This is a genomic window from Lichenicoccus roseus, assembly GCF_005844085.1.
GTDB lineage: Bacteria > Pseudomonadota > Alphaproteobacteria > Acetobacterales > Acetobacteraceae > Lichenicoccus > Lichenicoccus roseus.
On sequence record NZ_VCDI01000003.1, the window covers coordinates 245,863 to 268,959 of the forward strand.

Annotated in this window: 20 protein-coding genes; 12 read left to right on the forward strand and 8 right to left on the reverse strand. The window is 70.5% G+C overall.

The features are described from left to right. The first annotated feature begins 129 nt into the window (after positions 1 to 129). The 5 genes from ssb to tkt all read left to right on the forward strand — a co-directional run bounded on the left by ssb (position 130) and on the right by tkt (position 4,946). Positions 130 to 657: a single-stranded DNA-binding protein gene (gene ssb / locus FE263_RS10435; protein WP_138325938.1), complete on the forward strand. Its 528-nt coding sequence runs from the start codon at positions 130 to 132 to the stop codon at positions 655 to 657. Positions 658 to 825: 168 nt separating this feature from the next. After that, positions 826 to 1,119 (forward strand): hypothetical protein, encoded by a 294-nt coding sequence (locus FE263_RS10440; RefSeq protein WP_138325939.1) that lies wholly within the window; start codon positions 826 to 828, stop codon positions 1,117 to 1,119. 32 nt (positions 1,120 to 1,151) lie between these two features. Continuing rightward, on the forward strand, positions 1,152 to 1,934 hold the full coding sequence (locus tag FE263_RS10445; RefSeq protein WP_138325940.1) for a glutathione S-transferase family protein: 783 nt from the start codon (positions 1,152 to 1,154) through the stop codon (positions 1,932 to 1,934). 45 nt (positions 1,935 to 1,979) lie between these two features. Then, positions 1,980 to 2,792 carry an SDR family oxidoreductase gene (locus FE263_RS10450; RefSeq protein WP_138325941.1) on the forward strand — a complete coding sequence of 271 codons (813 nt, stop codon included), beginning with the start codon at positions 1,980 to 1,982 and terminating at the stop codon, positions 2,790 to 2,792. Positions 2,793 to 2,939: 147 nt separating this feature from the next. Continuing rightward, positions 2,940 to 4,946 carry a transketolase gene (tkt, locus tag FE263_RS10455; RefSeq protein ID WP_456306567.1) on the forward strand — a complete coding sequence of 669 codons (2,007 nt, stop codon included), beginning with the start codon at positions 2,940 to 2,942 and terminating at the stop codon, positions 4,944 to 4,946. A gap of 75 nt (positions 4,947 to 5,021) precedes the next feature. Here the strand turns inward: tkt and FE263_RS10460 are convergent, their stop codons facing one another. After that, positions 5,022 to 7,058: a c-type cytochrome gene (locus FE263_RS10460; protein WP_171034036.1), complete on the reverse strand. Its 2,037-nt coding sequence runs from the start codon at positions 7,056 to 7,058 to the stop codon at positions 5,022 to 5,024. 170 nt (positions 7,059 to 7,228) lie between these two features. On the opposite strand from FE263_RS10460, the gene FE263_RS10465 reads away from it, so the two are divergent. Continuing rightward, the gene (locus tag FE263_RS10465; protein ID WP_138325944.1) at positions 7,229 to 9,784 is read left to right on the forward strand and encodes a cation:proton antiporter; all 2,556 of its coding nucleotides are present in this window, start codon (positions 7,229 to 7,231) and stop codon (positions 9,782 to 9,784) included. Positions 9,785 to 9,856: 72 nt separating this feature from the next. On the opposite strand, the gene FE263_RS10470 is transcribed toward FE263_RS10465, so the two are convergent. The 4 genes from FE263_RS10470 to ygfZ are packed head-to-tail and all read right to left on the reverse strand — an operon-like array spanning position 9,857 to position 13,258. After that, entirely contained in the window at positions 9,857 to 10,843 is a 987-nt protein-coding gene (locus FE263_RS10470; RefSeq protein WP_138325945.1) for an AEC family transporter, read from the reverse strand. A 6-nt stretch (positions 10,844 to 10,849) separates the two neighbouring features. Beyond that, positions 10,850 to 12,022 (reverse strand): lipid-A-disaccharide synthase, encoded by a 1,173-nt coding sequence (lpxB, locus tag FE263_RS10475; protein ID WP_138325946.1) that lies wholly within the window; start codon positions 12,020 to 12,022, stop codon positions 10,850 to 10,852. Between the two features lies 1 nt (position 12,023). Next, the gene (gene hisI / locus FE263_RS10480; protein WP_138325947.1) at positions 12,024 to 12,413 is read right to left on the reverse strand and encodes a phosphoribosyl-AMP cyclohydrolase; all 390 of its coding nucleotides are present in this window, start codon (positions 12,411 to 12,413) and stop codon (positions 12,024 to 12,026) included. Next, positions 12,410 to 13,258: a CAF17-like 4Fe-4S cluster assembly/insertion protein YgfZ gene (ygfZ, locus tag FE263_RS10485; protein ID WP_138325948.1), complete on the reverse strand. Its 849-nt coding sequence runs from the start codon at positions 13,256 to 13,258 to the stop codon at positions 12,410 to 12,412. The genes hisI and ygfZ overlap by 4 nt, the downstream gene beginning before the upstream one ends. 127 nt (positions 13,259 to 13,385) lie before the next feature. On the opposite strand from ygfZ, the gene FE263_RS10490 reads away from it, so the two are divergent. Genes FE263_RS10490 through asnB form a run of 3 tightly spaced genes read left to right on the forward strand, consistent with a single transcriptional unit; the run spans position 13,386 to position 17,079 of the window. Continuing rightward, the gene (locus tag FE263_RS10490; protein WP_138325949.1) at positions 13,386 to 14,300 is read left to right on the forward strand and encodes a glycosyltransferase family 9 protein; all 915 of its coding nucleotides are present in this window, start codon (positions 13,386 to 13,388) and stop codon (positions 14,298 to 14,300) included. Next, positions 14,297 to 15,319 (forward strand): glycosyltransferase, encoded by a 1,023-nt coding sequence (locus FE263_RS10495; RefSeq protein WP_138325950.1) that lies wholly within the window; start codon positions 14,297 to 14,299, stop codon positions 15,317 to 15,319. Before FE263_RS10490 ends, FE263_RS10495 begins: the two co-directional genes overlap by 4 nt. Further along, the gene (gene asnB, locus FE263_RS10500) at positions 15,319 to 17,079 is read left to right on the forward strand and encodes an asparagine synthase (glutamine-hydrolyzing) (protein WP_138325951.1); all 1,761 of its coding nucleotides are present in this window, start codon (positions 15,319 to 15,321) and stop codon (positions 17,077 to 17,079) included. The genes FE263_RS10495 and asnB overlap by 1 nt, the downstream gene beginning before the upstream one ends. Positions 17,080 to 17,231: 152 nt before the next feature. On the opposite strand, the gene FE263_RS10505 is transcribed toward asnB, so the two are convergent. Next, the gene (locus tag FE263_RS10505; protein WP_138325952.1) at positions 17,232 to 18,239 is read right to left on the reverse strand and encodes an inorganic phosphate transporter; all 1,008 of its coding nucleotides are present in this window, start codon (positions 18,237 to 18,239) and stop codon (positions 17,232 to 17,234) included. An 8-nt stretch (positions 18,240 to 18,247) separates the two neighbouring features. Next, complete coding sequence (locus tag FE263_RS10510; RefSeq protein ID WP_138325953.1) at positions 18,248 to 18,916, reverse strand: DUF47 domain-containing protein; 669 nt, start codon at positions 18,914 to 18,916, stop codon at positions 18,248 to 18,250. Positions 18,917 to 19,115: 199 nt separating this feature from the next. Here FE263_RS10510 and FE263_RS10515 point away from each other — a divergent pair, with 199 nt between their 5' ends. The 3 genes from FE263_RS10515 to FE263_RS10525 all read left to right on the forward strand — a co-directional run bounded on the left by FE263_RS10515 (position 19,116) and on the right by FE263_RS10525 (position 22,245). Next, the gene (locus tag FE263_RS10515; RefSeq protein WP_138325954.1) at positions 19,116 to 20,069 is read left to right on the forward strand and encodes a class I SAM-dependent methyltransferase; all 954 of its coding nucleotides are present in this window, start codon (positions 19,116 to 19,118) and stop codon (positions 20,067 to 20,069) included. Between the two features lie 65 nt (positions 20,070 to 20,134). Further along, positions 20,135 to 21,454 carry a dihydroorotase gene (locus tag FE263_RS10520; RefSeq protein WP_138325955.1) on the forward strand — a complete coding sequence of 440 codons (1,320 nt, stop codon included), beginning with the start codon at positions 20,135 to 20,137 and terminating at the stop codon, positions 21,452 to 21,454. Beyond that, the gene (locus FE263_RS10525) at positions 21,451 to 22,245 is read left to right on the forward strand and encodes an SCO family protein (RefSeq protein ID WP_138325956.1); all 795 of its coding nucleotides are present in this window, start codon (positions 21,451 to 21,453) and stop codon (positions 22,243 to 22,245) included. Before FE263_RS10520 ends, FE263_RS10525 begins: the two co-directional genes overlap by 4 nt. Here the strand turns inward: FE263_RS10525 and FE263_RS10530 are convergent. Then, complete coding sequence (locus tag FE263_RS10530) at positions 22,178 to 23,044, reverse strand: creatininase family protein (protein WP_171034037.1); 867 nt, start codon at positions 23,042 to 23,044, stop codon at positions 22,178 to 22,180. The two genes, FE263_RS10525 and FE263_RS10530, sit on opposite strands and share 68 nt — an antisense overlap. Positions 23,045 to 23,097: the final 53 nt, after the last annotated feature.

Here is a 23,097-nt window from a genome sequence, read left to right on the forward strand (position 1 = left end):
GCACCGACGGGCTACCATGCCGGCAGGGGACCCCCGTCGGGCTGGTGCAGTGGTCCGGCTGCTTGGGTAAGCTGGGATCAGCGTGACCGCGCCCGCCTGGCCGGTCCACAGGAAAGACAGGAAGTGACGATGGCCGGAAGCGTGAACAAGGTGATCCTGATCGGAAACCTGGGAAAAGACCCGGAAGTCCGCAACGCCCAGAACGGTACAAAGATCGTGACCTTCACGCTGGCCACCAGCGAGACCTGGAACGACAAGGCCTCCGGCGAGCGCAAGGAGAAGACCGAGTGGCACCGGGTTGTGGTGTTCAACGAGCGGATCGCGGACGTGGCCGAGCGCTTCCTCAAGAAGGGCCGCAAGGTGTTCGTCGAGGGCACGCTGCAGACCCGGAAATGGACCGACCAGTCGGGCGCCGAGAAATTCACCACCGAGGTGGTGATCGACCGCTTCCGCGGTGACCTGCAGCTGATCGACTCCAACCGCGGCGGCGACGAAGGCGGCGGGTTCGAGGGCGGCGGCGGTGGCTACTCGGCTCCTCGCCAGGTTGCCGGACCAGCTCGCGGGGCCGCGCCGGGCCGTGGCAGCCCGGCTCCGGCGCCAGGTGGCTGGGATGCCCCCGGCGGCGGCAGCGACCTGGACGACGAGATCCCGTTCTAGGGAGCGCGAAGCGGGGGCGCCGCCCCCGGCGCGACGGGGCCACAGGGCCCCCTCGTGGCCTTAATCAATACGCAACCAATAGTCGTTTATCTTGTGACAGTTGTCTCGCAGTTCGTTCCGGCTTCGAGATTTAACTCTGGATGCTACGCACCTCTTCGAGAGAGCAGCATGTCACAGGGCAGTGTCATCAAGTCCGCCATCGGGCGTCCGCCGAAATCCTACGCGGCGTTGCCCTGCGTCGACGAGACGGCCTTCTGGTGCGAGCAGGCCTGCAGGAGCGAAGCCAGCGGGGATTTCAGCGACGCGAGCCGGTTCTGGCTGGTGGCGCTGACCATGTCGAGACGTCAGGCCGCCGCGCTGGACAGGGTGCCCGACCTGCACATGCTGCGCTCGCGCCTGGCCCGGGCGACCCTGGTCCTGGATCTCTGGACCACCAAGCCCAGGTGCAGGATGGTCAACTGATCGCATGGACCACGCGATCGGAGGAAGCCGGTTTGATCCTGTACGACCACCCGCTCTCGTCCTACTGCCAGAAGGTGAAGATCGCGCTGCGCGAGAAGGGCGTCGCCTTCGAGCGGATCTTGCCGGAGGATTTCGGCACCGGCCGGCGCGATACCGGGTTCGCCAACGCCAACCCGCGCGGCGAGGTGCCGGTGCTGCTGCCCGACGGCCGGACGCCGATCTTCGAGTCCACGATCATCCTCGACTTCATCGAGGAGAGCTGGCCGGAGCCGGCCCTGCTGCCGCGCGATGCGTTGCGCCGCGCCTATGCACGCATGACCGAGGAGGTCTGCGACTCCCAGTATGAAGCGGTGAACTGGGGGTTCGGAGAGCTGCTGTGGTTCCGCCGCGCCGAGGGTGCGGCGGCGCAGCGGCTCAAGGAGCAGGCCGCGCGCGACACCACTGCACTGCAGGACTGGCTTGCCGGCCGGCTCGGCGATGCGGACTGGTTCGGCGGCCACGCCTTCGGCTGGGCCGACGCAGCGGTGGCGCCGATGGTCAACCGATCGGTGCATTACGGTCTCGGACCGCCACCGGGCTCGCCGCTTGCGGAGTGGCACACGAGGCTGCAGACACGGGCTTCGGTGCAGGAGACTTTCGAGGAGTTCGACCAAGCGGCGGCGAAGATGCAGGCGGCGGCCGATTTCTACCGCACCGGCGGCCGCCGGCGGGAATATCGCGACCACCGGCTGGAGTGGATGATCCGCTCCGGCGGCATCGATGTCGTGCTGGCTGGCCTGCGCGACGACACGATCCGCTTCTCGTGGCCGGGATGAAGCGGGGCCGGGATGAAACGGGGCCTGGATGAAGCGGAGAACCACATGACGCACGACATGACCGGCAAGGTGGCCATCGTCACCGGCGCCACCCAGGGCCTCGGCGCCGCCATCGCCCGTGAGCTGGCGCGGCGTGGCGCGGCGGCCCTGGTCATCACCGGGCGCAACCGGACGCGCGGCGAGGCGGTGGCGGCGTCCATCATGGCGGCGAGCAGCACCCAGGTGGCGTTCGTGCCGGCCGAGCTGCATGACGTCGCCGCCTGTCGCGAGGTGGTGGCTCAGACCGATCGCCGCTTCGGCCGCGTCGATACGCTGGTGAACTCGGCCGGGTCGACCGATCGCGGCACCATCCTCGACACCACGCCGGAGCTGTTCGACGCTATCTTCGCGGTCAACGTGCGGGCGCCGTTCTTCCTGATGCAGGACTGCATCAAGCTGATGCGGCGGGACGGCATCGAGGGCACCATCGTCAATATCGGCTCGATGTCGGCGCTTGCAGGCCAGCCGTTCATCGCGGCCTACTCTGCCTCGAAGGGTGCGCTCGGGACCCTGACCCGCAACACCGCCTACGCGCTGCTGCGCAACCGCATCCGCGTCAATGCCCTGCATATCGGCTGGATGGCGTCGGACGGCGAGGACCGCATCCAGCGCGAATATCACGGCGCCGACGAGGATTGGCTGGCGGCGGCGGCGCAGAACCAGCCGGCTGGCCGGCTGATCGACCCGGTGGAGGTCGCACGCGCGGTGGCCTTCCTGGCCACCTCGGAGTCTGGCCTGATGACCGGGTCGGTGATCGAATACGACCAGGCGATCTGGGGCGCCTATGAGACCGCGCCGGCACCGCAGCGACCCCTGTAGCGACCGGCCCCCCGGTTCCGGTGTCCGCCCAGCCGTGCCATACCGTCTTCGACAGCGGTTTCGCGAACAGGAGACACCTCGATGTCAAGTCAAGCCGATAGCCATTCTTCAGCCTCCTCATCGACCGCGCCTGCCGAGCCAAAGTCGGTGCCGAAGCCGCGCGACCAGCATCTGCGCGACCTCGCCGATTGTATCCGCTTCCTGTCGATGGACGCCGTGCAGCAGGCCAAGAGCGGGCATCCGGGCGCGCCGATGGGCATGGCCGATATTGCGACCGTACTCTACAAGGATTTCATGCAGTTCGATGCGGCCGATCCGCATTGGTTCGATCGCGACCGCTTCCTGCTGTCGAACGGGCACGGCTCGATGCTGCTGTACAGCCTGCTGTACCTGACCGGCTCGCACGACATGACGATCGACGAGCTGAAGCGCTTCCGCCAGATCGACAGCAAGACCGCCGGCCACCCCGAATACAAGCATGCCGATGGCATCGAGACGACCACCGGCCCGCTTGGCCAGGGTATCGCCAACTCGGTCGGCTTCGCGCTGTCCGAGCGCATCCTGAACGCGAAGTTCGGCGACGATCTCTGCAAGCACTGGACCTATGTGTTCCTCGGCGACGGCTGCCTGATGGAGGGCATCAGCCAGGAAGCGATCTCGATGGCCGGCCACTTCAAGCTCGGCCACCTGATCGCGTTCTGGGACAACAACTCGATCTCGATCGACGGCGCCACCAGCCTGTCGGTGTCGGACAACGAGGTCGAGCGGTTCCGCGCCTCCGGCTGGCACGTGCAGGAGATCGACGGCCACGACACCGATGCGATCCGCGACGCCATCCACGCCGCCCGCGCGGTGACCGACAAGCCGTCGATGATCGCCTGCAAGACCATCATCGGCTTCGGCTTCCCGACCAAGGCCGGCACCCAGAAGGCGCATAGCGACGCACCGGGCGAGGAGGAGATCGCCGGTGCCCGCAAGATCCTGGGCTGGGACTACCCGCCGTTCGTGATCCCCGAGCACCTGCTGTCGGCCTGGCGCGAGATCGGCTCGAAGGGCAGGGCGGCGCGCCTTGCCTGGGCCGATCGGGTCAAGGCGGCGCCGACCGAACTGCGCACCGAGTTCGAGCGCCGCAACAACGGCGAGCTGCCGGCCGACTGGAAGAAGGCGATCTCCGCGGCACGCGCCGAGTTCATCGCCAGCGGCAAGGAAATGGCCACCCGTTCGGCCAGCGGCGCGGTGCTGGATCATCTCGCGGCCGCCATCCCGGAGCTGCTCGGGGGCTCGGCCGACCTGACGCCGTCGAACAACACGCGCGCCAAGGGCATGGTCGAGATCCGGCCCGGCGAGTACCTCGGCACCTACATGCATTACGGGGTGCGCGAGCACGGCATGGCGGCGGCGATGAACGGCATCGCGCTGCACGGCGGCCTGATCCCGTATGGCGGCACCTTCATGTGCTTCTCCGACTATTGCCGTCCGTCGATCCGGCTTGCGGCGCTGATGCGGATCCGCACGATCTTCGTGATGACGCATGACTCGATCGGCCTCGGCGAGGACGGCCCGACCCATCAGCCGGTCGAGCAGCTGGCGGCGCTTCGTGCGATCCCCGACCTCGCGGTATTCCGTCCGGGCGATCCGGTGGAGACCGCGGAGTGCTGGGAGCTGATCCTGGAGGCGCCGCGCCGTGCCGCGCTGATCGCGCTGTCGCGCCAGCCGATGCCACTGCTGCGCCGCGAGCCCGGCGACGAGAACAGGTCGGCGCGCGGCGCCTACGTGCTGCTCGAGGCCGAAGGTGGCGAGCGCAAGCTGACGATCATCGGCACCGGGTCGGAGCTGCATCTCGCTGTCCAGGCACGCGAGATCCTGCAGAAGGAGGGTATCCCGACGGCGGTGGTCTCGATGCCGAGCCGGCTGCTGTTCGAGGAGCAGGACGCTGCCTACAGGAAGACGGTGCTGGGCACGACCCGTGCGCGTGTCGCCGTGGAAGCCGCGGTCGAGCTGGGCTGGGAGCGCTACACCGGCCTGGACGGTCGCTTCGTCGGCATGCACGGCTTTGGCGCGTCCGGCAAGATCGGTGACGTCTACAAGAAGTTCGACATCACCACCGAAGCGGTCGTCCGCGCCGCCAGGGAGACACTCGCCGAAGTTGGCTAAATAAATTGGGGGCCGGGGCCTCCATTCTCGTCAAGGAGGGGCCCCGGCGGGTCCGGGGCAGCGCCCTGGCCTCTCCTAGTTGGAAGATTTCGGCGCTGCCAGCTTGCTGGCGATATAGGCGCCCGGTGTCATGCCGGCCGCCGCCGCCGCCTGGTCGATCTGCGCCGCCGCCTCGGGCGGCAGCGGCGCGGTCACCAGCACCTTGCTGACGTCGGGCGGGTTGAGGCGGGCGAACTGGCGTCCAGCCTGGTTCGAAAAGGCGATCAGGGTGGCGCGCTTCTCTGCCTGCGTCAGGTCGCCGCGTGTCGCCACCACCGGGCAGTAGGCGGCCGTGAGCGTGGTCACCACATCGGACGAAGTGGCATCGGGGTTGTCGTGGCGCACCCGGGCGATCACGCCGGTGATGCCGTTCTGCAGGTTGCTGTGGTCGGCGGTGGCCAGCATGGTGACGTCGGCTTCGGTCGCGAGCGCTCCGGGAATGGTGGTGTCGCCGATCTTCGGGCAGTCGAAGGCGCGGGCGACGACGCTGCCACCCAGTCCGACCGCGGCGGTGCCGCGCAGGTCGCGCACGAAGCTCCAGGTGGCGTTCGCCGACGCGTCGTTGCCCCAGGCGGTGCGGATGTAGTTGGCGAGGTCCGCAAGTTCGCGGTCGCCCAGCGCTCCGCCGAAGCGCGGCATGCCGCCATAGTTGCCCTGGCCCTGCAGCCCCGCCAGCACCGGCGTGATGGCGTTGCCGGGATCGTCGCCGGAGATGGCCGCGTTGCCGGCGAGGTTCGGGATCGCGCCCTTCACGCCCATGCCGTTGGGCTGGTGGCATTGCGCGCAGTTCGCGAGATAGACCGCCTGGCCGCGCGCGATCGAGCGGACGCGTTCGGCGCGGGCGAGTGCCGGTCCGGGACGGCCGGATCGCGGCGGGGTGTTCTTCAGGTAGAAGGCGATGGCATGCACGTCGTCGGCGGTGAGATGCGCCATGCTCTCGTGCACGACGTCGCTCATCGGGCCGAACACCACGCCCTTGTGGGTGCTGCCGGTCTGCAGGAACTCGACCAGCTCGTCCTCGCTCCAGCCGCCGATCCCCCAGTGCGGATCGGACGAGATGTTCGGCGCCCAGAAGCTGTCGATGCGCGCACCCGCGAGGCTGCGGCTGTTGATGATGCCGCCCATCGCGTCGCGCGGCGAATGGCACTCGCCGCAATGGCCGGGGCCTTCGACGAGATAGGCGCCGCGATTCCATTCCGCCGGCTTCGACGGGTCGGGCCTGAAGGTGGCGGGGCTGAAATACAGCGTGCGCCAGACGAGCAGGGATTCGCGGATGTTGAAGGGGAAGTTCAGCGAGACGTCGAGCCGTGGCGCATAGATCGGCTGCAGTGACATCAGGTAGGCGTGCACCGCGTCCACGTCGGCGCGCGGCATCTTGGTGTACGAGGTGTAGGTCATCGTCGGGTAGACGTACTTGTCGTGCTCGCCGAGGCCGCGATGCAGGACGTTCCAGAACTGCTCCTGCGTCCAGGCGCCGATGCCGGTCGCGCGGTCCGGTGTGATGTTCGGCGTCGCCATGTTGCCGAACGGCGTCTTGAGGATCAGGCCGCCGGCATAGGGACGGCCGCCGATGGCGCTGTGGCAAGGCATGCAGTCGGCCGCCTGCACCAGGTATTCGCCGCGCCTGATCAGCGCCACCTTCGCCGCATCGGACGGCATCGGCTGGGTCAGGATCGGGCCATAGGCGGTGGAGGCCGGCTCCGCGACCGGGGCGGGCGCGGCGTCGGCAGAGGCAGTCGGCGCGGGCGGGTTGGCGGGCGGATGGGCGTCCGGTTGATGACCGGGAGGCAGCGGCGGCGGCGCGTTCTCGGCGGCAGGCCCGGCGGCAGCGTTGCCATGCGCGCTCTGGTCCGGCCTGGCGGCGTTGGCCGGGGCCGCCTGGGCGGGATCCGGTGCCAGCGAATTGCCCTGGGTGGCGTGCTGCGCGCGAGCATCCTGCAACGGGGCGGTGCCGATCAGCGCCGCTCCGGCCAGCAGGAGCGAGAGCAGGCCGTGTACGGTCCTGGACGGTCTCGCGCCGATTGTGGTGGCGTGCGGCGCCCGCGCTGTCGTGCGGTGCGGGGATGCAGACATCCGGAACTCCCAACCGACCCCGGGGCACGTGGAAGGCCCGGTTTCGTTCTCACGGTGCCACGAAACCGGGACCGCCGCCATCCCGGCGGCGCGCCTCACGCGACCGCCGGCCCGGCGGTGTGCTAGGTCTGGAACATGTCGTGAAAACAGGACGCTGAAAGGAGATCGTAATGGTGGTGACTGGTCTCGCGGCGATCCTGCTGGCAATCGCGGTGCTGTTGGTGATCGTCAGCACGGTGCAGCCGCTGGCGGCCCGGCTGCACCTGCCGGAGACGGTGCTGCTGGCGCTGGTCGGCATCCTGATCGGTGGCTCCGCCGATCTGCTGCTGCGCACGAGCCTGACCAACGTGTTCGACGGCGCCGCCCGCACGGTGCTCAACTTCCCGATCAACAGCCAGGCGTTCCTGCTCATCTTCCTGCCGATCCTGGTGTTCCAGGGCGCGCTCGAGATCGACGTGCGCCGGCTGTCGCACGAGATCGGCACCGTCCTGCTGCTTGCGGTCCTCGCCGTGGTGGTCAGCACCGCAACCATCGGGCTTGCCCTGTTTCCGTTCGCGGGCATGAACCTCGAGGTCTGCCTGTTGCTGGGAGCTATCGTCGCCACCACCGATCCATCGGCGGTGGTCGGTATCTTTCGCGACATCGGCGCCGCGACCCGGCTGACCCGTCTGGTCGAGGGCGAGGCGCTGCTGAACGACGCCGCCGCGATCTCGATCTTCTCGATCCTGCTGGGCACCGTCACCGCGCACCAGCGGGTCCATGCCGGCGCCGCGCTCTGGGAGTTCCTGCATTCCTTCATCGGCGGCATGGGAGTGGGGGCGCTGCTCGGGCGGCTGACCCTGCTGATGATCACCGCCCTCGGCGGCACCCCGGCGGGCGAGGTCACGCTGACCATCGCGCTGCCCTATATCGCCTATATCCTGTGCGACGACGCCCTCGGCCTGTCGGGGGTGGTGGCGACCGCTGCGGCGGGGCTGACCTTCTCGCTGTACGGCCCGTCGACGCTGCGGCCGCAGACCTGGCGGTTCCTCGGCGAGCTGTGGGAGCAGCTGGTGTTCTGGGCCGGCTCGCTGGTGTTCGTGCTGGCCTCGATGCTGATCCCGCGCCTGCTGGTCGGCCTGACCCGCTGGGACTGCGTGCTGATCGCGATCGCGCTGGGAGCCGGGCTGATCGCGCGCTCGGCGGTGGTGTTCGGCATGCTGCCCCTGCTGGCGGCGACCAGGATCTCGCCGCCGGTGCCGCTGCCGTTCAAGGTGACCATGGTGTGGGGCGGGCTGCGTGGCGCCATCACGCTGGCACTCGCGCTGGCGGTGACCGAGAATCCGGACGTGCCGGTGCCGATCGCGCATTTCATCGGCATCCTGGCGACCGGCTTCGTGCTGATCACGCTGCTGGTCAACGGCACCACGCTGCGCTGGATGGTGGTGTATTTCGGGCTGAACCGGCTGAACGCGATCGACGAGGCGCTGCGCCACCAGATCCTCGGCATCGGCCTGCGCGAGGTGCGCGACCGCGCGCGGCGGCTGGCCGGCGATTTCGGGTTTTCCGGCGATGCCACCCGCCCGGTGCTGGAAGGCCTGGACCGCCGCATCGAGGAGGAGCGCGAGGCCAACACCTTCGACAGCGCGCTCGGCGACCGCCAGCGGGTGACGCTCGCGCTGATCACCATCGCCAACCAGGAGCGCTCGATCCTGCTCGACCTGTTCCGCATACGCGGCCTGTCGCGCAGCGTCATGGAGACGCTGCTGCGCTCCGCCGATGCGATGGTGGACGGCGCCCGGCTGGAGGGGCGCTTCGGCTACGTGCGGGCGATCCGGCGCCAGTTGCGGCCGTCCTGGCGGTTCAAGCTGGCGCAGTGGGTGCACCGTACCGCGAGGATCGACCAGCCGCTGATGTACGCGATGATGGAACGTTTCGAGCGGCTGCTGATCCAGCACCTGGTGTCGCTGGCGCTGACCCGCTTCATGCGCCGCAGGATCGAGCCCACGCTCGGCATGCGCGTCGCAGACATCGTCTCCGAGGTGCTGGAGCGTCGGCAGAAGCTGCTGCAGGACGCCATCGAGACCATGCGGCTGCATTATCTCGGCTACTCGGAAGCGCTCGAGAGCCGGATGCTGCGCCAGGTGGCGATCCGGCTGGAGGGCGAGGAATACGACATCCTGCTGAACGAGAGCCTGATCAGCGAGGAACTGCACCGCGATCTCGGCCGCGATGCCGAGCGGCGCCGTCGCCGGCTCGACCGACGGCTGAAGTTCAACCTCAAGAGCGGCATCGAGGCGCGCATCAAGAGCGTGCCGGCGCTGCGCGGCGTGCCGGATGCGGTGGTGCACGACGTCGCGATGATGCTGTCGATCCGCTTCGTGGCGCCAGGCGAGGTGCTGTACCGGCGCGGGGCCCGGGCCGACATGGTCTATTTCATCAGCGCCGGCGTGCTGGAGAGCCATGTCGCCGAGCATGACATCCGCTTCGCCGAGGGCGACGTGATCGGCGCCGAGGAACTGCTGGCCGGGCGGCGCATGCCGGCTGCGGTGCGCGGCCTGCGCTTCGGCCATCTGCTGGCGATCCGGGCCCGAGAGTTCCTGCGCCTGGTCGACGAGCATCCGGTGATCCGGCGCAACATCGAGCGGCTGGCGCTGCTGCGCGCGGGTGCACCGGAGACGCCGCTGCTGCTGGCGCCACCTGAGCGGAAGATCGCGACGGTGCTGGAGCAGCAGCCGATCGGGTGACGCGGCCGGGGGCAGCGGCACCGCGACCTGCTGCAGCGGCCGCTCCGGTCCAAGCTGCCGGCGGGTTGCGGATCAGCGCGTGGCCGGACCAGGCACCAGCCCCGCCACCAGCAGCGTGATGCTGACAACAGAGAGGATCGTCGAGACCAGGATGACGCGGCTGATGCTGGCCGCCTCGCGGTCGTAAAGCTTGGCCAGCATGAACGGTCCGGTGCCGGTGGGGAGGGCGGCGATCAGGATCGCGCTGGCGCTCCAGACCGTCGGCATGGCAACGCCCTGCCAGCGCTCGAGAGCGAGCAGGCACAGCCAGGTCACACCGGGCTGCACCAGCAGCTTGGTCGCGACCTGGCGCACGATGCTCCGGAGTTCGGCCGGCTGGTCGCCCGGCACGTGCGCGGGGTCCGGGCGGTGCGACAGGAACAGGCCGATGGTGACCAGCGCGCACGGGCTGGCGGCGTCGCCGAGCAGCGTCATGAAGTGCAGCACCGCCGGCGGCATGCCGAGGCCACTGAGGTCGAGCGCGAAGCCGGCCAGCGGCGCCACCACGAGGGGGTTGCGGGCGAGTGCGCCGGCAACCTTGAGCAGGGTGCGGCCCAGCCCGGGCGCGGATTGCAGGTCGAACTCGATCAGCACCAGGGCCACCGCGAACAGGCCGCTGATGTTCGGCAGGCTGGCCATCAGCGCCGGCTGCAGTCCGGCGGGACCGAATAGGGCGAGGCAGAGCGGGATGCCCATGAAGCCGGTATTGGCGTAGCCGCCGCCCAGCCCGGCGATGGCGCTGTCGGCGACCCGGTGGCCGGCCCGGCGCTCGAGCGCGAAGGACAGTGCGAAGCTTGCCATCATGGCTGCGGAGAAGGCGACCAGGAAGCCGGGCGGCCCGGCGGTCGCGCGGTTGACGTGCGCGGCGCCGAGGAACAGCAGGGCCGGCAGCGCCAGGTAGACCACGAAGCGGTTCAGGCTGTCGGTGGCGCCATCGCCCAGCGTGTTGCGCCGGCCGCAGACATAGCCGGCCAGGATCAGGCCGAAGATCGGCAGCACCGCGGAAAGGACAAGTTCCATGTGTTCTCAGGCGGTGTGCGGGCGAGGCGGCAGGGTGTCCAGCAGGTCCAGCACCTCCCGCGCCGCGGCTTCGGCCGGGTTGCCGGACGGGGCTCGCAGGCCGGCCATGACCGCGTCGAAGCCGTCCCGCTGCGCCTGCGCGGTGGCGGGATCGCCGAGCAGCCTGCGCACCACGCTCGCCAGGAGGTCGGGCCGGCAATCCTGCTGCAGCAGTTCGGGGACCAGGGCGCGGCCAGCCAGCAGGTTGACCATCGCCACGTGCGGCACCCGGATCAGCCGCCGCGCGATGGCGGCGGTCAGCGGATTGACCCGGTAGGTCACCGCCATCGGCACGCCGGCGAGGGCGAGCTCCAGCGTCGAGGTGCCGGACTTGGTCAGCGCCGCGCCACTGGCGGCGAAGGCATCGTGCTTGTCGTCGAGATCGGTCACCAGCACCGGCCGCAGCGGCCAGCGTCGCGCCGCCCGCAACACCTGCTCGGCCACCACCGGCGAGGCCGCGACCACCGGCACCAGGCCGGGCATGTCGCGAGCCAGCAATGCAAGGGTGCGGCCGAACACCGGCAGCAGGCGCGGCGCCTCGCTGCGCCGGCTGCCCGGCATCAGCATCAGGACGGGCGCGTCCGCCGCGATGCCATGGCGCTGCCGGAAGCGGGCCGCGTCGCCGCGATCGGCGCCGGACTGCAGCACCGGATGGCCGACGAAGCGGGCTTCCAGGCCATGCCTTCCAAAGAACGCGGGCTCGAACGGCAGCAGGCAGAGCAGCCGCTCCCACAGGCCGGGGAACTCGCGTACCCGATGCTCGCGCCAGGCCCAGACCTGCGGGGCGACATAATGGACACGCGGGATGCCGAGCGGTGCGATGCGGCGCAGCAGGCGCAGGGTGAAGCCCGGGCTGTCGATGGTGATCACCAGATCGGGCCGGGAGGTGGTGATCGCCCCGACCGCCTGGTCCAGCCGGCGCGACAGCGAGCGCAGGCGTGGCAGCACCTCGGCCAGGCCCATCACCGCGAGGTCGCGCATCGGGAACAGGCTGTCGAGGCCCTGCTCGGTCATCCGCACGCCGCCGATGCCGGCAAAGCGCAGCCCGGGGCGGTGGGTCCGCAGTGCCTGCATCAGGCGCGCACCGAGGACGTCGCCGCTGGCCTCGCCGGCGACGATGTAGAGGGTGGCGTCCTGCACGTCAGCGATAGAGCTGGTCGGGTGCTACGAGCGGGGCGGCGATTTCGGCAAGGCCGTCCGGGCCGGCTTCAAGATAGAAACAGCTCCGCCGCCCGGTGTGGCAGGCGACCCCGGTCTGGTCGACCAGCAGCAGCACCGCATCCTGGTCGCAATCCAGGCGCACCGAGACCACGCGCTGGGTCTGGCCGGAGCTCTCGCCCTTGCGCCACAGCCTGTTTCGGCTGCGGCTGAAATAGCAGGCCTGGCCGGTGGCGAGGGTCTCGGCCAGAGCGTCGGCGTTCATCCACGCCAGCATCAGAACCTCGCCGGTGTCATGCTGCTGGGCGATGGCGGCGATCAGGCCGTCGGGACCGAAGGCGACGCGGTCGAGGACGCGGCGATCGGCTATCATGCCGTCTCGGCCGGCAGGCGCATCCAGTCCGGGATCCGGGTGCGAAGCGCATGGCCGCCGGCCCGCAGGTCGCCATGCAGGTGTTCCAGCCGCAGCAGGGCGATGCCCAGCGCGTCGCGCGACGAGCGCATGGTGCCGACTTCGAGACCGTCATGGGTGATCGGTGTGCCGGGCGCGGGCAGGGCGGCCTCGGAGGTGACCGGCACCAGCCGGCGCTTGAGCAGGCCGCGATAGCGGGTGCGGGCGGTCAGCTCCTGGCCCATGTAGCAGCCCTTGGTCCAGGAGATGCCGTGCAGTTCGTCGAAGCCGGCTTCGAGCAGGACGGTCTTCTCGCTCTCGCAGTCGCGCGCACCTTCGGGCAGGCCGAGCAGCAGGCGGTGGCGGTCCCAGTCGCTTTCATCCGCTTCCCACTCGCGCTCGGTCGGCGACAGGATGCGCCAGCCGGCATCCGGATGCCGCGGATCGGGTGCGGCGATGCTGCCGGGCTCGACCATCGCGTGCGCCTCCCGGGCCTCGGTGTCCCAGGCGACATGGACGTGCAGGTCGATCTGCCGCAGGGCGACGTCGGCGCGCAGCCGGTAGCGCGACAGCCGCTGCACCAGCATCGCCGCCTGAGCGCGCTCGCAGTCGAGCAGCAGCCGTCCGCCGTCCGGCCCATCGCTAACGGAGAGGATGAAGAAGTCGGCAAGCCACTTGCCCTGCGCGGTCAGCAGCGCCGCCCAGACCGCCTTGCCGGGTGCCGCGAGGGCGACGTCGTTGGATACGAGTCCTTGCAGGAAGGTCACGCGATCGGGGCCGGTGACGGCGACGACCGCGCGTTCCGGGAGATGGGCCAGCTTCAGCATGGCGTGAATTTGGCCTCCACGTCCGGATGCGGCAAGGGTGCCGGCGGCGTGTCTCCTCCGCGTGCCGGCCATGCGTCCGCCCCGCCTGCGCTGGATAAGCGCCACGCAATGCAATAATGCGGCGCGGATGCGCGTGCTGTTCATCACTGCGACCCGGCTCGGCGACGCCGTGCTGTCCACCGGGCTGCTCGACCACCTGGTGCGGACGATGCCGGAGGCGCGCTTCACCGTCGCCTGCGGGCCGGTCGCGTCCGGGCTGTTCGAGCGGCTGCCGCGTCGCGAACGCACGCTGGTGGTGGAGAAGCGGCGATACGACCTGCACTGGCTGCTGGTCTGGCGGCGCTGCGTCGCCACGCGCTGGGATCTCGCCATCGACCTGCGCGGCTCGGCGGTGACGCTGCTGCTGCCGGCCCGGCGGCGTGCGATCATGCGCGGCGGCCGCCGGGCCGGCCATCGCACGCTGCACCTGGCGGCGGTGCTCGGGCTGGATCCGCCGCCGTCGCCGGTGGTCTGGACCGGTGCGGCCGATGACGCCGCCGCTGCTGCGCTGCTGCCGCCTCCGGGCAAGCAGCTGGTGGCACTCGGCCCGACCGCCAACTGGTCCGGCAAGGTGTGGCCGGCGGAGCGCTTCGTCGCCCTGTTCCGACAGCTCGCGCCGGCGTTGCCGGGGGCGGTCCCGGTGATCGTGGCGGGTCCGGGCGAGGCGGAGCGCGCGATGGCGGCGCCGGTGCTGGACGCGCTGCCCGGCGCGATCGACCTGTGCGGGCGGCTGTCGCTGCCGGGGGTGGCCGCGGCGCTGCGACGCTGCGCGCTGTTCGTCGGCAACGATTCCGGCCTGATGCACCTCGCCGCTGCCGCCGGCACGCCGACGCTCGGTCTGTTCGGGCCGTCGCGCGCGGAGGAATATGCCCCGACGGGCCGCTGCGCCGCCTTCGTTCAGGCACCGGGCCCATCCGGCGCGGCCGCCATGGACGGTCTCACGGTGCAGGCAGTGGCCGATGCCGCCCTGCTGCTGCTCGATCGCGCAAGGCGGGAAGCATGAGGATCGCCCATATCATGGCGGGTGCCCGGGTTGGGGGCGCCGAGCTGTTCTACGAGAGGCTGGTCACCGCGCAGCACGGCGCCGGCAGCGCGATCCTGCCGGTGATGCGCGCCGATGCGGCACGGGCGCGGCGCCTCCGTGCCGGCGGGGTGGGGCCGTTGCAGTTGCGCTTCGGCGGCCGGCTCGACCTGCTCACCCGGCCGCGGCTGCGGCGCGCGCTGCAGCGCTTCGGTCCCGACGTCGCGGTAGCCTGGATGAACCGGGCCGCCCGCCTCGCGCCGCGCGGCGACTGGGTGCTGGCCGGACGGCTCGGCGGCTTCTACGACCTTTCGTACTACCGGCGCTGCGACCACCTGATCGGCAACACGCGCGGCATCGTCGACTGGATCGCGCATCAGGGCTGGCCAGCGGCACGCGTGCACTACCTGCCGAATTTCGCCACCGACCATGGCGATGTAGCGCGGTCCCGTCCGTCCTGGCTGGCGCCGGGGGCGAAGCTGGTGCTGGCGCTGGGCCGGCTGCATCGCAACAAGGCGTTCGACGTGTTGATACGCGCCATGGCGGAGATCCCCGACGCGGTCCTGCTGATCGCCGGCGAAGGCCCGGAGCGGGCATCGCTGGAGGCGCTTGCGCGTTCGGTAGGGGTGGCGTCGCGCTTGCGTATGCCGGGCTGGTCGGACGACACCGGGTCGTTGTTCGCCGCAGCCGACCTGCTGGTGTGCCCGTCCCGGCACGAGCCGCTCGGCAACGTGGTGATCGAGGCGTTCTCGGCGCGGCTGCCGGTGGTGGCGGCGTCGGCGGCCGGGCCGGTCGAGCTGATCGACAGCGGCGAGGACGGCATCCTTGTGCCGCCCGAGGACGCCCCGGCCCTGGCGGCGGCGATCGGCGCGGTGCTCGGCGATCCCGCGCTGGCGTCGCGGCTCGCGCAAGCCGGACGACGGAAATTCGAACGCGACTTCGCCGAGGCCCCGGTGCTGGCACGCTGGGCCACGGTGCTGTCCGGACTGGAGCAGGCCTGATGTGCGGCATTGCCGGATTTGTCTTCGCCGCCGACGCGCCGCGTCCCGATAGTTCCGCGCTGGCGGCGATGACGCAGGCGCTGGCGCATCGCGGTCCGGACGGTGCCGGGCACACCATGGTGGGGCGGGTGGCGCTGGTGCATACCCGGCTCGCCATCATCGACATTGCCGGCGGCGACCAGCCGATTTTCGCGGGACCGGCGGCGCTGATCGCCAACGGCGAGATCTACAACGATCTCGCGCTGCGCGCCGCGTTGCCGGAAGTCCGTTTCGCCACCGGCAGCGACTGCGAGCCGCCGCTGCACCTGTGGCTGCGCGACGGCGCCGCCTCGGTGGCGCGGCTGCGCGGCATGTACGCGATCGCGATCCACGAGCGCGGCACCAGCAACCTGATGCTGGCGCGCGATCCGTTCGGCATCAAGCCCCTGTACATCGCCGAACTCGAGCACGGGCTGGCCTTCGCATCGGAACCGCGCGCGCTGCTGGAAGCCGGCCTGGTGCAGCGCCAGGGCGTGCGGACGCAGGCGCGCGACGAGCTGCTGCAACTGCAATTCACCACCGGTCGCGAAACGATCTATCCCGGTATCAGCCGCGTGCTGCCGGGAGAGACCATACGCATCGCCGGCGGCCGGGTGCTGGATCGCACCCGCATCGACGCGCTGCCGCAGGGCCGCGTCGAGAGCATCGCCGAGCCTGCGGCGCTGGCCCGGCTGGATGCGGCGCTGGAGGAAAGCGTGGCGCTGCACTGCCGCAGCGACGTGCCGTACGGGATGTTCCTGTCAGGCGGCATCGACAGTGCGAGCGTGCTGCGCATGATGCAGCGCGTGAGCGACCAGCCGGTGCGCGCCTTTACCGCCGCCTTCGACGTGCGCGGCGCCGCCGACGAGAGCACGCAGGCGGCGGTGGTGGCGAAGGCCTGCGGCGCGCGGCACGAGATCATGCGCATCGACGAGGCGATGGTCTGGCGTCACCTGCCGGAGATCGTGGCGTCGTTCGACGATCCGGTCGCCGACTATGCGATCATCCCGACCTGGCTGCTGGCACGCCGGGCCTCGCGCGAGATGAAGGTGATCCTCAGCGGCGAGGGCGGCGACGAGATGTTCGCCGGCTACGGACGCTATCGCCGGGCGATGCGGCCATGGTGGCGTGGCGGGCGCGGGATGCGCCGGCAGGGCACCTTCGACGGGCTCGGCGTGCTGCGCCGGCAGCCGTTGCACTGGCGCGACGGGATCGCGGCGATCGAGCTGCGCGTGCCGCAGCGCGGGTCGCGGCTGGCGGCGGCGCAGGAGAGCGACATCGCCGAGTGGCTGCCGCACGATTTGCTGCTCAAGCTCGACCGCTGCCTGATGGCGCACGGGGTGGAAGGCCGCACGCCGCTGCTCGATCCGGCGGTGGCGGCGGCCGGCTTCCTGCTGCCGGACGACCTCAAGGTGCGCGGCCGGATGGGCAAGTGGCTGCTGCGGCGCTGGCTGGAGACGCAGTTGCCGGAAGCGCGGCCGTTCGCGCCGAAGCAAGGCTTCACCGTCCCGGTCGGCGCCTGGATCGCCGGCGCCGGCGATCGGCTGGCGTCCCTGGTGGCGCGCCAGCCGGGCATCGAGGAGATCGCGGCGCCGGAGGCGGTGATGCGGCTGTTCCGGCACGCGACCGGCCGCCGAGAGCAGCATGCGGCTTGGACCCTGCTGTTCTATGCGCTCTGGCACCGCACGCATGTGCTCGGGCTGGCGCCGGAAGGCGACGTGTTCGAGACGCTGGCGGCCTGACCGGCGTCTGGCTGAAAGGGCAGGCTGTTCGCCGGCGTGGTCATGCGCGAGCTGAAGCGCCGCCTGCAACTGCACTGCAGAGCTTCGGATTGAACAGCAACATCAGCGAGGGGATCGAATATCCCTCTTCCGCGGTGGTCTCTCGATCGCCGTCAGCGGGCCAGCCCGGCCAGCCAGAAGCACAGGGCGCCGACCGCGGCCGAGGCCGGCAAGGTCACCACCCAGGCCACCACGATGCTGCGCGCGATGCCCCAGCGCACCGCGGACGTGCGTCGCGCGGCACCGACGCCGACCACCGCGCCGATGACGGTGTGCGTGGTCGAGACCGGTACGCCGAGCCAGGTGGCGCCGAACAAGGCCAACGCGCCGCCGGTCTCGGCGCAGAAGCCCTGGATCGGCTTGAGGTCGGTGATGCGCGAGCCGACCGTGCGCACGATGCGCCAGCCGCCGCTGAAGGTGCCGAGCGCCATCGCCGCCTGGCAGGACAGCACCACCCAGAGCGGCACGTGGAAGCCGCCATGCAGCCGGCCCTGCGAGACAAGCAGCACGGTGATGATGCCCATGGTCTTCTGCGCGTCGTTGCCGCCGTGCCCGAGGCTGAGCAGCGACGAGGAGACGAGTTGCAGCACCCGGTAGCGGCGGTCGGCGGCGAACGGCGTCTCGCGCAGCGACAGCCAGGCGGTTGCCAGCACCAGGCCGACCGCGAGCAGGAAGCCGATCAGCGGCGACAGCAGGATCGCGGCGGCCACCGTGTCGAGGCCGCTCCAGTGGATCGCGGCGGGCCCCGCCTTGGCCATCGCCGAGCCGACCAGGCCGCCGATGAGCGCGTGGCTGCTGCTCGACGGGATGCCGAAGATCCAGGTGATGACGTTCCAGGCGATCGCCCCGGCCAGTGCGCCGAACACCACCCGCGCATCGATCACGCCGTGCATGACCAGGCCGTTGCCGACGGTGTTGGCGACGTGCAGGCCGAACACCAGGAAGGCGATGAAGTTGAAGAACGCCGCCCAGAACACCGCGGTGATCGGGCGCAGCACGCGGGTGGACACCACGGTCGCGATCGAGTTGGAGCTGTCATGCATGCCGTTGAGGAAGTCGAACAGCAGCGCGGTGGCGACCAGCGCGAACAGGGCGGCCGGCGGCAGCGACCCGGGATGCATCGCGGCGGTCAGACCTGCTCGACGACGATGCTCTCGAGCACGTCGGCCACGTCCTCGCAGCGGTCGACCACGCTCTCGATCAGGTCGTACACCTTCTCCACCAGCAGCTTGTCGCCGGCCGACCGGTCGGACGCGAACAGCCGGCGCAGCCCGAGGTCGCAGAGGTCGTCGGCCTCGCCCTCGGCCTCGCGCACACGAAGCTGCATGGCGTTCAGCGGCTCGACGTTGCGCGCGATCGCGTTCAGCAGCGGCATGCTGTCGCGTATCACGGTGGTCGCCCGCACCGCGCACTCGGCCATCGCGGTCATCTCGGCACTCGGCGCCACGCCGTAGAGCCGGATGCGCCGGCCGGCCTCCTTCATCAGGTCGATGGTGTCGTCGAGCGCGGTGGTGAGTTCCAGGATCTGGCTGCGGTCGAACGGCGTGATGAAGCTGCGGTGGATGGCCTGGATGGTCTGCCGGGTGACGTCGTCGGCGGCCTCCTCGTAGCGGCAGATGTCGGCGTAGTGCGCCTCGAGGTCGCCGCCGGAGAGCAGGTCGCGGAAGGCGACGGCGCCCTCCACCACGTGGCGCGAATGCTGGCACAGCCGGGCCACGAACTGCTCGTCGTGCGGCATCAGGGCGCGCAGCGGGCGCAGGATGCGGCCGAGCATGCCCTCCCGGCCGGTCAGTTCCATGGCGTTCCGCTCATTCCCGCTCCCTACGGTAGCGCCGCGCCGGCGGCAATCCTGCAGGCGCCGCAATGCAGCCTTTACGTCAGCCCGGCGCAAAGCGCATGGCGGCTTTACGGCGGCCTCGGCCAGATCTGCGATCGAGACACTGGCTGTCCTGTCGGCCGGGTGTCCCCAACCATCGATCCTGGAGCCAACGAACGCGATGCTCACCAGCACCCACCAAGCCGGACACGAGCGACGACCGGCGGCGCCGGACGACGCCGCCTCCGCCTATGACCTCGCCGGGGCCGGCTACGTTGCCTATGCGGACGGCGACGCGCTGCGGCCGCTGGATTTTTCCAGCCGTTACGGTCACGCCGACCGGCAGATCTGGGCGCGGATCGACGCGATGCTTACCGGTCTCGCCGCCTCCGGCCGCACCAGCCTGCGCGTCCTCGATGCCGGTTGCGGACCCGGCACCTGGCTGCTGCGCCTGGCGCGGCGTGCGGCGGCGCTCGGCTTTACCGACATCGCGGCGGACGGCTTCGACATCTCCGGCACGATGATCGAGCTCGCCCGCGGGGCCGCGGCGGCTCTGGAGGCGCCCGGGCTGCGGCTGTCCTTCACGGTGGCCGACGCCACCGAGCCGCTGCCCTTCACGGATGGTGCCTTCGATCTCTGCCTCTGCCTCTACGGCGTCCTCAACCATATCCCCCGCCCGGCCATGCATGCGGTCGCCGCCGAACTCGCGCGCGTCACCGCCGGCACGCTGTTCGTCACCGTGCGCACCGTCGGCAGCCTGCCCACCATCTACATCGACGGCGTCGAGAAGGCCGCCGCGTGGCGCCAGGACAACAGCCTGGACCGGCTCGACATCGACATGCGCGACGGCACCCATGTCAGCTTCGTGTCGCACCTGTTCAGCGCGCGCGAGCTGGAGGCGCTGTTCGCGGCCAAGCTGTCGATGCAGCAGGTCACCGGCCTCGACCTGTTCCACAGCCGGTTCGCGCCGCATCCGCACTGGAACCCGGCGATCGGCGACGAGGGCGAGTTCCAGCATGATCTCGACGAGCTCGAGCGCCGCTACGCGCACAGCCGGCACTTCCTCGACCGCGCGTCGCACATCCTGCTGACCGGCCGGAGCCTGCCTCCGGGACAGGGCCGTCGTCCCGGCTAGCATCTCGATCCCCGTGCGTGCCGCGTCTAGATAGACCGGCGGATGCGGCGCAGCGGGAGACGGCGATGCACTATGACCTGATCATCGAAGGCGGCACCTGCGTGCTGCCCTGGGGGGAGGTCGCGACCGGGATCGGGGTGCGCGACGGGCGCATCGCCAGCCTGTCGGCGGCCGCCACCGACGAGGCCGGCGAGCGCATCGACGCGCGTGGGCTGCACGTGCTGCCTGGGCTCATCGATCCGCACGTGCACCTGCGCGATCCGGGCGACGCCAGCATCGAGAGCATCCCCACCGGCACCCGTGCCGCGGCCCTGGGCGGCATCACCACGGTGTTCGACATGCCGAACACCGCTCCCGCCATCACCGACGCCGAAATGCTGTCCTGGAAGCAGCAGTACGCATCGCGCGAGAGCTGGACCGATTTCGCGATGTATGTCGGCGCCACCCGGGGCAACACCGAGGCGCTCGGCGACTACGAGCGACTCGACGGCGTGTGCGCGGTGAAGCTGTTCGCGGGCTCCTCGACCGGCGACCTGATGATCGAGGACGACGACGGCATCGAGCGGGTGATGCAACTCGGCCGCCGGCGCATCGCATTCCACAGCGAGGATGAATACCGGCTGCAGGAACGCCGCAGGCTGTTCCGCAGCGGCGATCCGTACGACAGCCACCGGCTGTGGCGCGACGAGGAATGCGCCTTCCTCGGCACCAGGCGGATCATGGCGCTGGCGCGTCGCACCCGCAGGGCGGCGCATATCCTGCACGTCTCGACAGCGGAGGAGCTGGAGTATCTGCAGGCGTTCCGCGACATTGCCACCGTCGAGGTGCTGGTCAACCACCTGACCCAGGTGGCGCCGGAATGCTACGAGCGGCTGGCCGGGCTCGCGGTGATGAACCCGCCGATACGCGATGCACGGCATTTCGAGGCGAGCTGGCGGGCGGTGCGCGACGGCACGGTGGACACCATCGGTTCCGACCATGCGCCGCATTCGCTGGCGGCCAAGGCGAAACCGTGGCCGGACTGCCCCGCCGGGCTGCCCGGGGTGCAGACCCTGGTGCCGCTGATGCTGGACCATGTGAATGCCGGCCGGCTGTCGCTCGGGCGCATGGTCGACCTGATGGCGGCGGGTCCGGCGCGGGTCTACGACCTGGTCGGCAAGGGACGCATCGCCGCCGGCAACGATGCGGATTTCACCCTGGTGGATTTGCGCGCACGCCGGCGCATCGAGAACAGCTGGATCGCGTCCCCGATCGGCTGGACGCCGTTCGACGGCATGACGGTGACCGGTTGGCCGGTCGCCACCATCGTGCGCGGCGAAGCGGTGATGCGCGACGACGAGATCCTCGGCGCACCACGCGGACGGCTGGCGCACTTCGCCGCGTGAGAAGGGCAGCGCTCCTTCTGGGCGTGTTCTGGGCCGCATCCGGGCTTCCGCAGCCGTCCTGCGCGGCGGCACCCGACCTCGGAGGCCTCGGCTATACGCAACAGCTCGGCGACCAGGTGCCGCTCGAGACGAGGCTGGTCGATGCGGACGGCAGCCGGACCACCCTCGGGGCGATGATCGGACACATTCCGACCCTGCTCGTGCTGGGCTACTACACCTGCCCGAGCCTGTGCGGGGTCATCCGCGACGACCTGTTCGACGCCCTGGCCGCATCGGGCCTGGCGACACCGCGCGACTACCACCTGGTGTTCCTCAGCATCGATCCCGCGGAGCGCGCGCCGGATGCGGCGCGGGCACTGGCGTCCGATCTCGCCCGTGCGCCGGTCCCCGGCGCGCGGCAGGGGTGGCATTTCGCGACCGCGGATGCAGCCGCCATCTCCTCGGTCAGCCGGGCGGTCGGCTATCGCAGCCGCTACGACGTGGCGCTCAAGCAGTTCCTGCACCCGGCCGGCGTGGTGGTGCTGACGCCGGCGGGTCTGGTGTCGTCCTACCTGCTCGGGGTCGGCTACCAGCCGGCATCGGTGCGCGCGGCCCTCGGAGTGGCGCGGGCGCACGGCATCGGCTCCCGTGCCTCGCCGGTGCTGCTGCTGTGCTTCCACTACGATCCGGCGACCGGCCGCTACAGCCTGGCCATCGTCAAGCTGCTGCGGCTCGCCGGGGGCCTCACGGTGCTGACGATCCTTGTCTTGCTGGCGCTGCTGGTGAGGAGGCGCCCCAGCCCCGGGCGGTAAGGGTGGCGATCAGTGCGACGCCGATCGCCACCAGCTGCCCGGTCAGTGCTGCGCCGGTGCCGGCGGAGCTCAGGGTAGGATCGCCACTGACGGCGCTGTCGCCGATCTCCAGCGGCAGCGCGATCTCCACAGCGCCGAGGTCGGTCTCGAGGTGTCCGGTGCCGAAGTTTCCAGCCCGCAGGCCGAACACGTCGCGCGCGGGAGCTGGTCCGTGCGGCATCGTCCCGGGCCGGATCAGGTCCGGGAACAGGTGCATCGCCACGCTGGCCAGCGGGTCGGCGCCGTGGCCTTGCGCGCGGAAGGCCATGTCGGCGCCGAGGATCGCGGGGAGCAACCCGGCGGCGATGCGCCAGATCTGCAGGTTCGGCACCAGCACGCCTTGCCGCAGAAGGATCTCCTGGGTGACGTCGTGGATCGCCTGCGCGTTGCCGCCATGGCCGTTGATGACGATCATCCGGGTCGCGCCGTGAGGCAGCAGGCAGCCGAACATGTCGCGCAGCACGGCGCGCAGCGTCTCCTGCGTCAGCGCGATGCCGCCGGGCCGGCTGCCGAAGAAGTCGCGGCCGCCGAAGGGCAGCGCCGGGACGACGAGGCAGTCGATCCCGGCCCGGATTGCCGCTTGCGCGATCATCGCGGCGATGCGCTCGGCGCAGCGATGGTCGCCCATCGGGATGTGCGGCCCCTGGTCCTCCTGGCTGCCCAGGGGCAGCAGCAGGATGGCACCGGCTGCGATCCGGCGGCTCGCATCGGTGCTGGTGAGTTCGCCGAGCAGGACCCGGCTTTCGTGGCGGTCATCCATGGACATGTCTCCTGATCCGCTTGACGAAAGCCGGCGGCTCCATTCGGATGCCG

Bases quoted from the DNA above. Each gene is read 5' to 3' on its own strand.
- FE263_RS10495 (WP_138325950.1), top strand. From the start codon at position 14,297: ATGAGGATCGCCCATATCATGGCGGGTGCCCGGGTTGGGGGCGCCGAG.
- FE263_RS10460 (WP_171034036.1), bottom strand. From the start codon at position 7,058: ATGTCTGCATCCCCGCACCGCACGACAGCGCGGGCGCCGCACGCCACC.
- FE263_RS10440 (WP_138325939.1), top strand. From the start codon at position 826: ATGTCACAGGGCAGTGTCATCAAGTCCGCCATCGGGCGTCCGCCGAAA.
- asnB (WP_138325951.1), top strand. From the start codon at position 15,319: ATGTGCGGCATTGCCGGATTTGTCTTCGCCGCCGACGCGCCGCGTCCC.
- FE263_RS10450 (WP_138325941.1), top strand. From the start codon at position 1,980: ATGACGCACGACATGACCGGCAAGGTGGCCATCGTCACCGGCGCCACC.
- FE263_RS10505 (WP_138325952.1), bottom strand. From the start codon at position 18,239: ATGCATCCCGGGTCGCTGCCGCCGGCCGCCCTGTTCGCGCTGGTCGCC.
- FE263_RS10465 (WP_138325944.1), top strand. From the start codon at position 7,229: ATGGTGGTGACTGGTCTCGCGGCGATCCTGCTGGCAATCGCGGTGCTG.
- FE263_RS10470 (WP_138325945.1), bottom strand. From the start codon at position 10,843: ATGGAACTTGTCCTTTCCGCGGTGCTGCCGATCTTCGGCCTGATCCTG.
- FE263_RS10520 (WP_138325955.1), top strand. From the start codon at position 20,135: ATGCACTATGACCTGATCATCGAAGGCGGCACCTGCGTGCTGCCCTGG.
- ssb (WP_138325938.1), top strand. From the start codon at position 130: ATGGCCGGAAGCGTGAACAAGGTGATCCTGATCGGAAACCTGGGAAAA.
- FE263_RS10490 (WP_138325949.1), top strand. From the start codon at position 13,386: ATGCGCGTGCTGTTCATCACTGCGACCCGGCTCGGCGACGCCGTGCTG.
- hisI (WP_138325947.1), bottom strand. From the start codon at position 12,413: ATGATAGCCGATCGCCGCGTCCTCGACCGCGTCGCCTTCGGTCCCGAC.
- FE263_RS10510 (WP_138325953.1), bottom strand. From the start codon at position 18,916: ATGGAACTGACCGGCCGGGAGGGCATGCTCGGCCGCATCCTGCGCCCG.
- FE263_RS10530 (WP_171034037.1), bottom strand. From the start codon at position 23,044: ATGGATGACCGCCACGAAAGCCGGGTCCTGCTCGGCGAACTCACCAGC.
- ygfZ (WP_138325948.1), bottom strand. From the start codon at position 13,258: ATGCTGAAGCTGGCCCATCTCCCGGAACGCGCGGTCGTCGCCGTCACC.
- FE263_RS10515 (WP_138325954.1), top strand. From the start codon at position 19,116: ATGCTCACCAGCACCCACCAAGCCGGACACGAGCGACGACCGGCGGCG.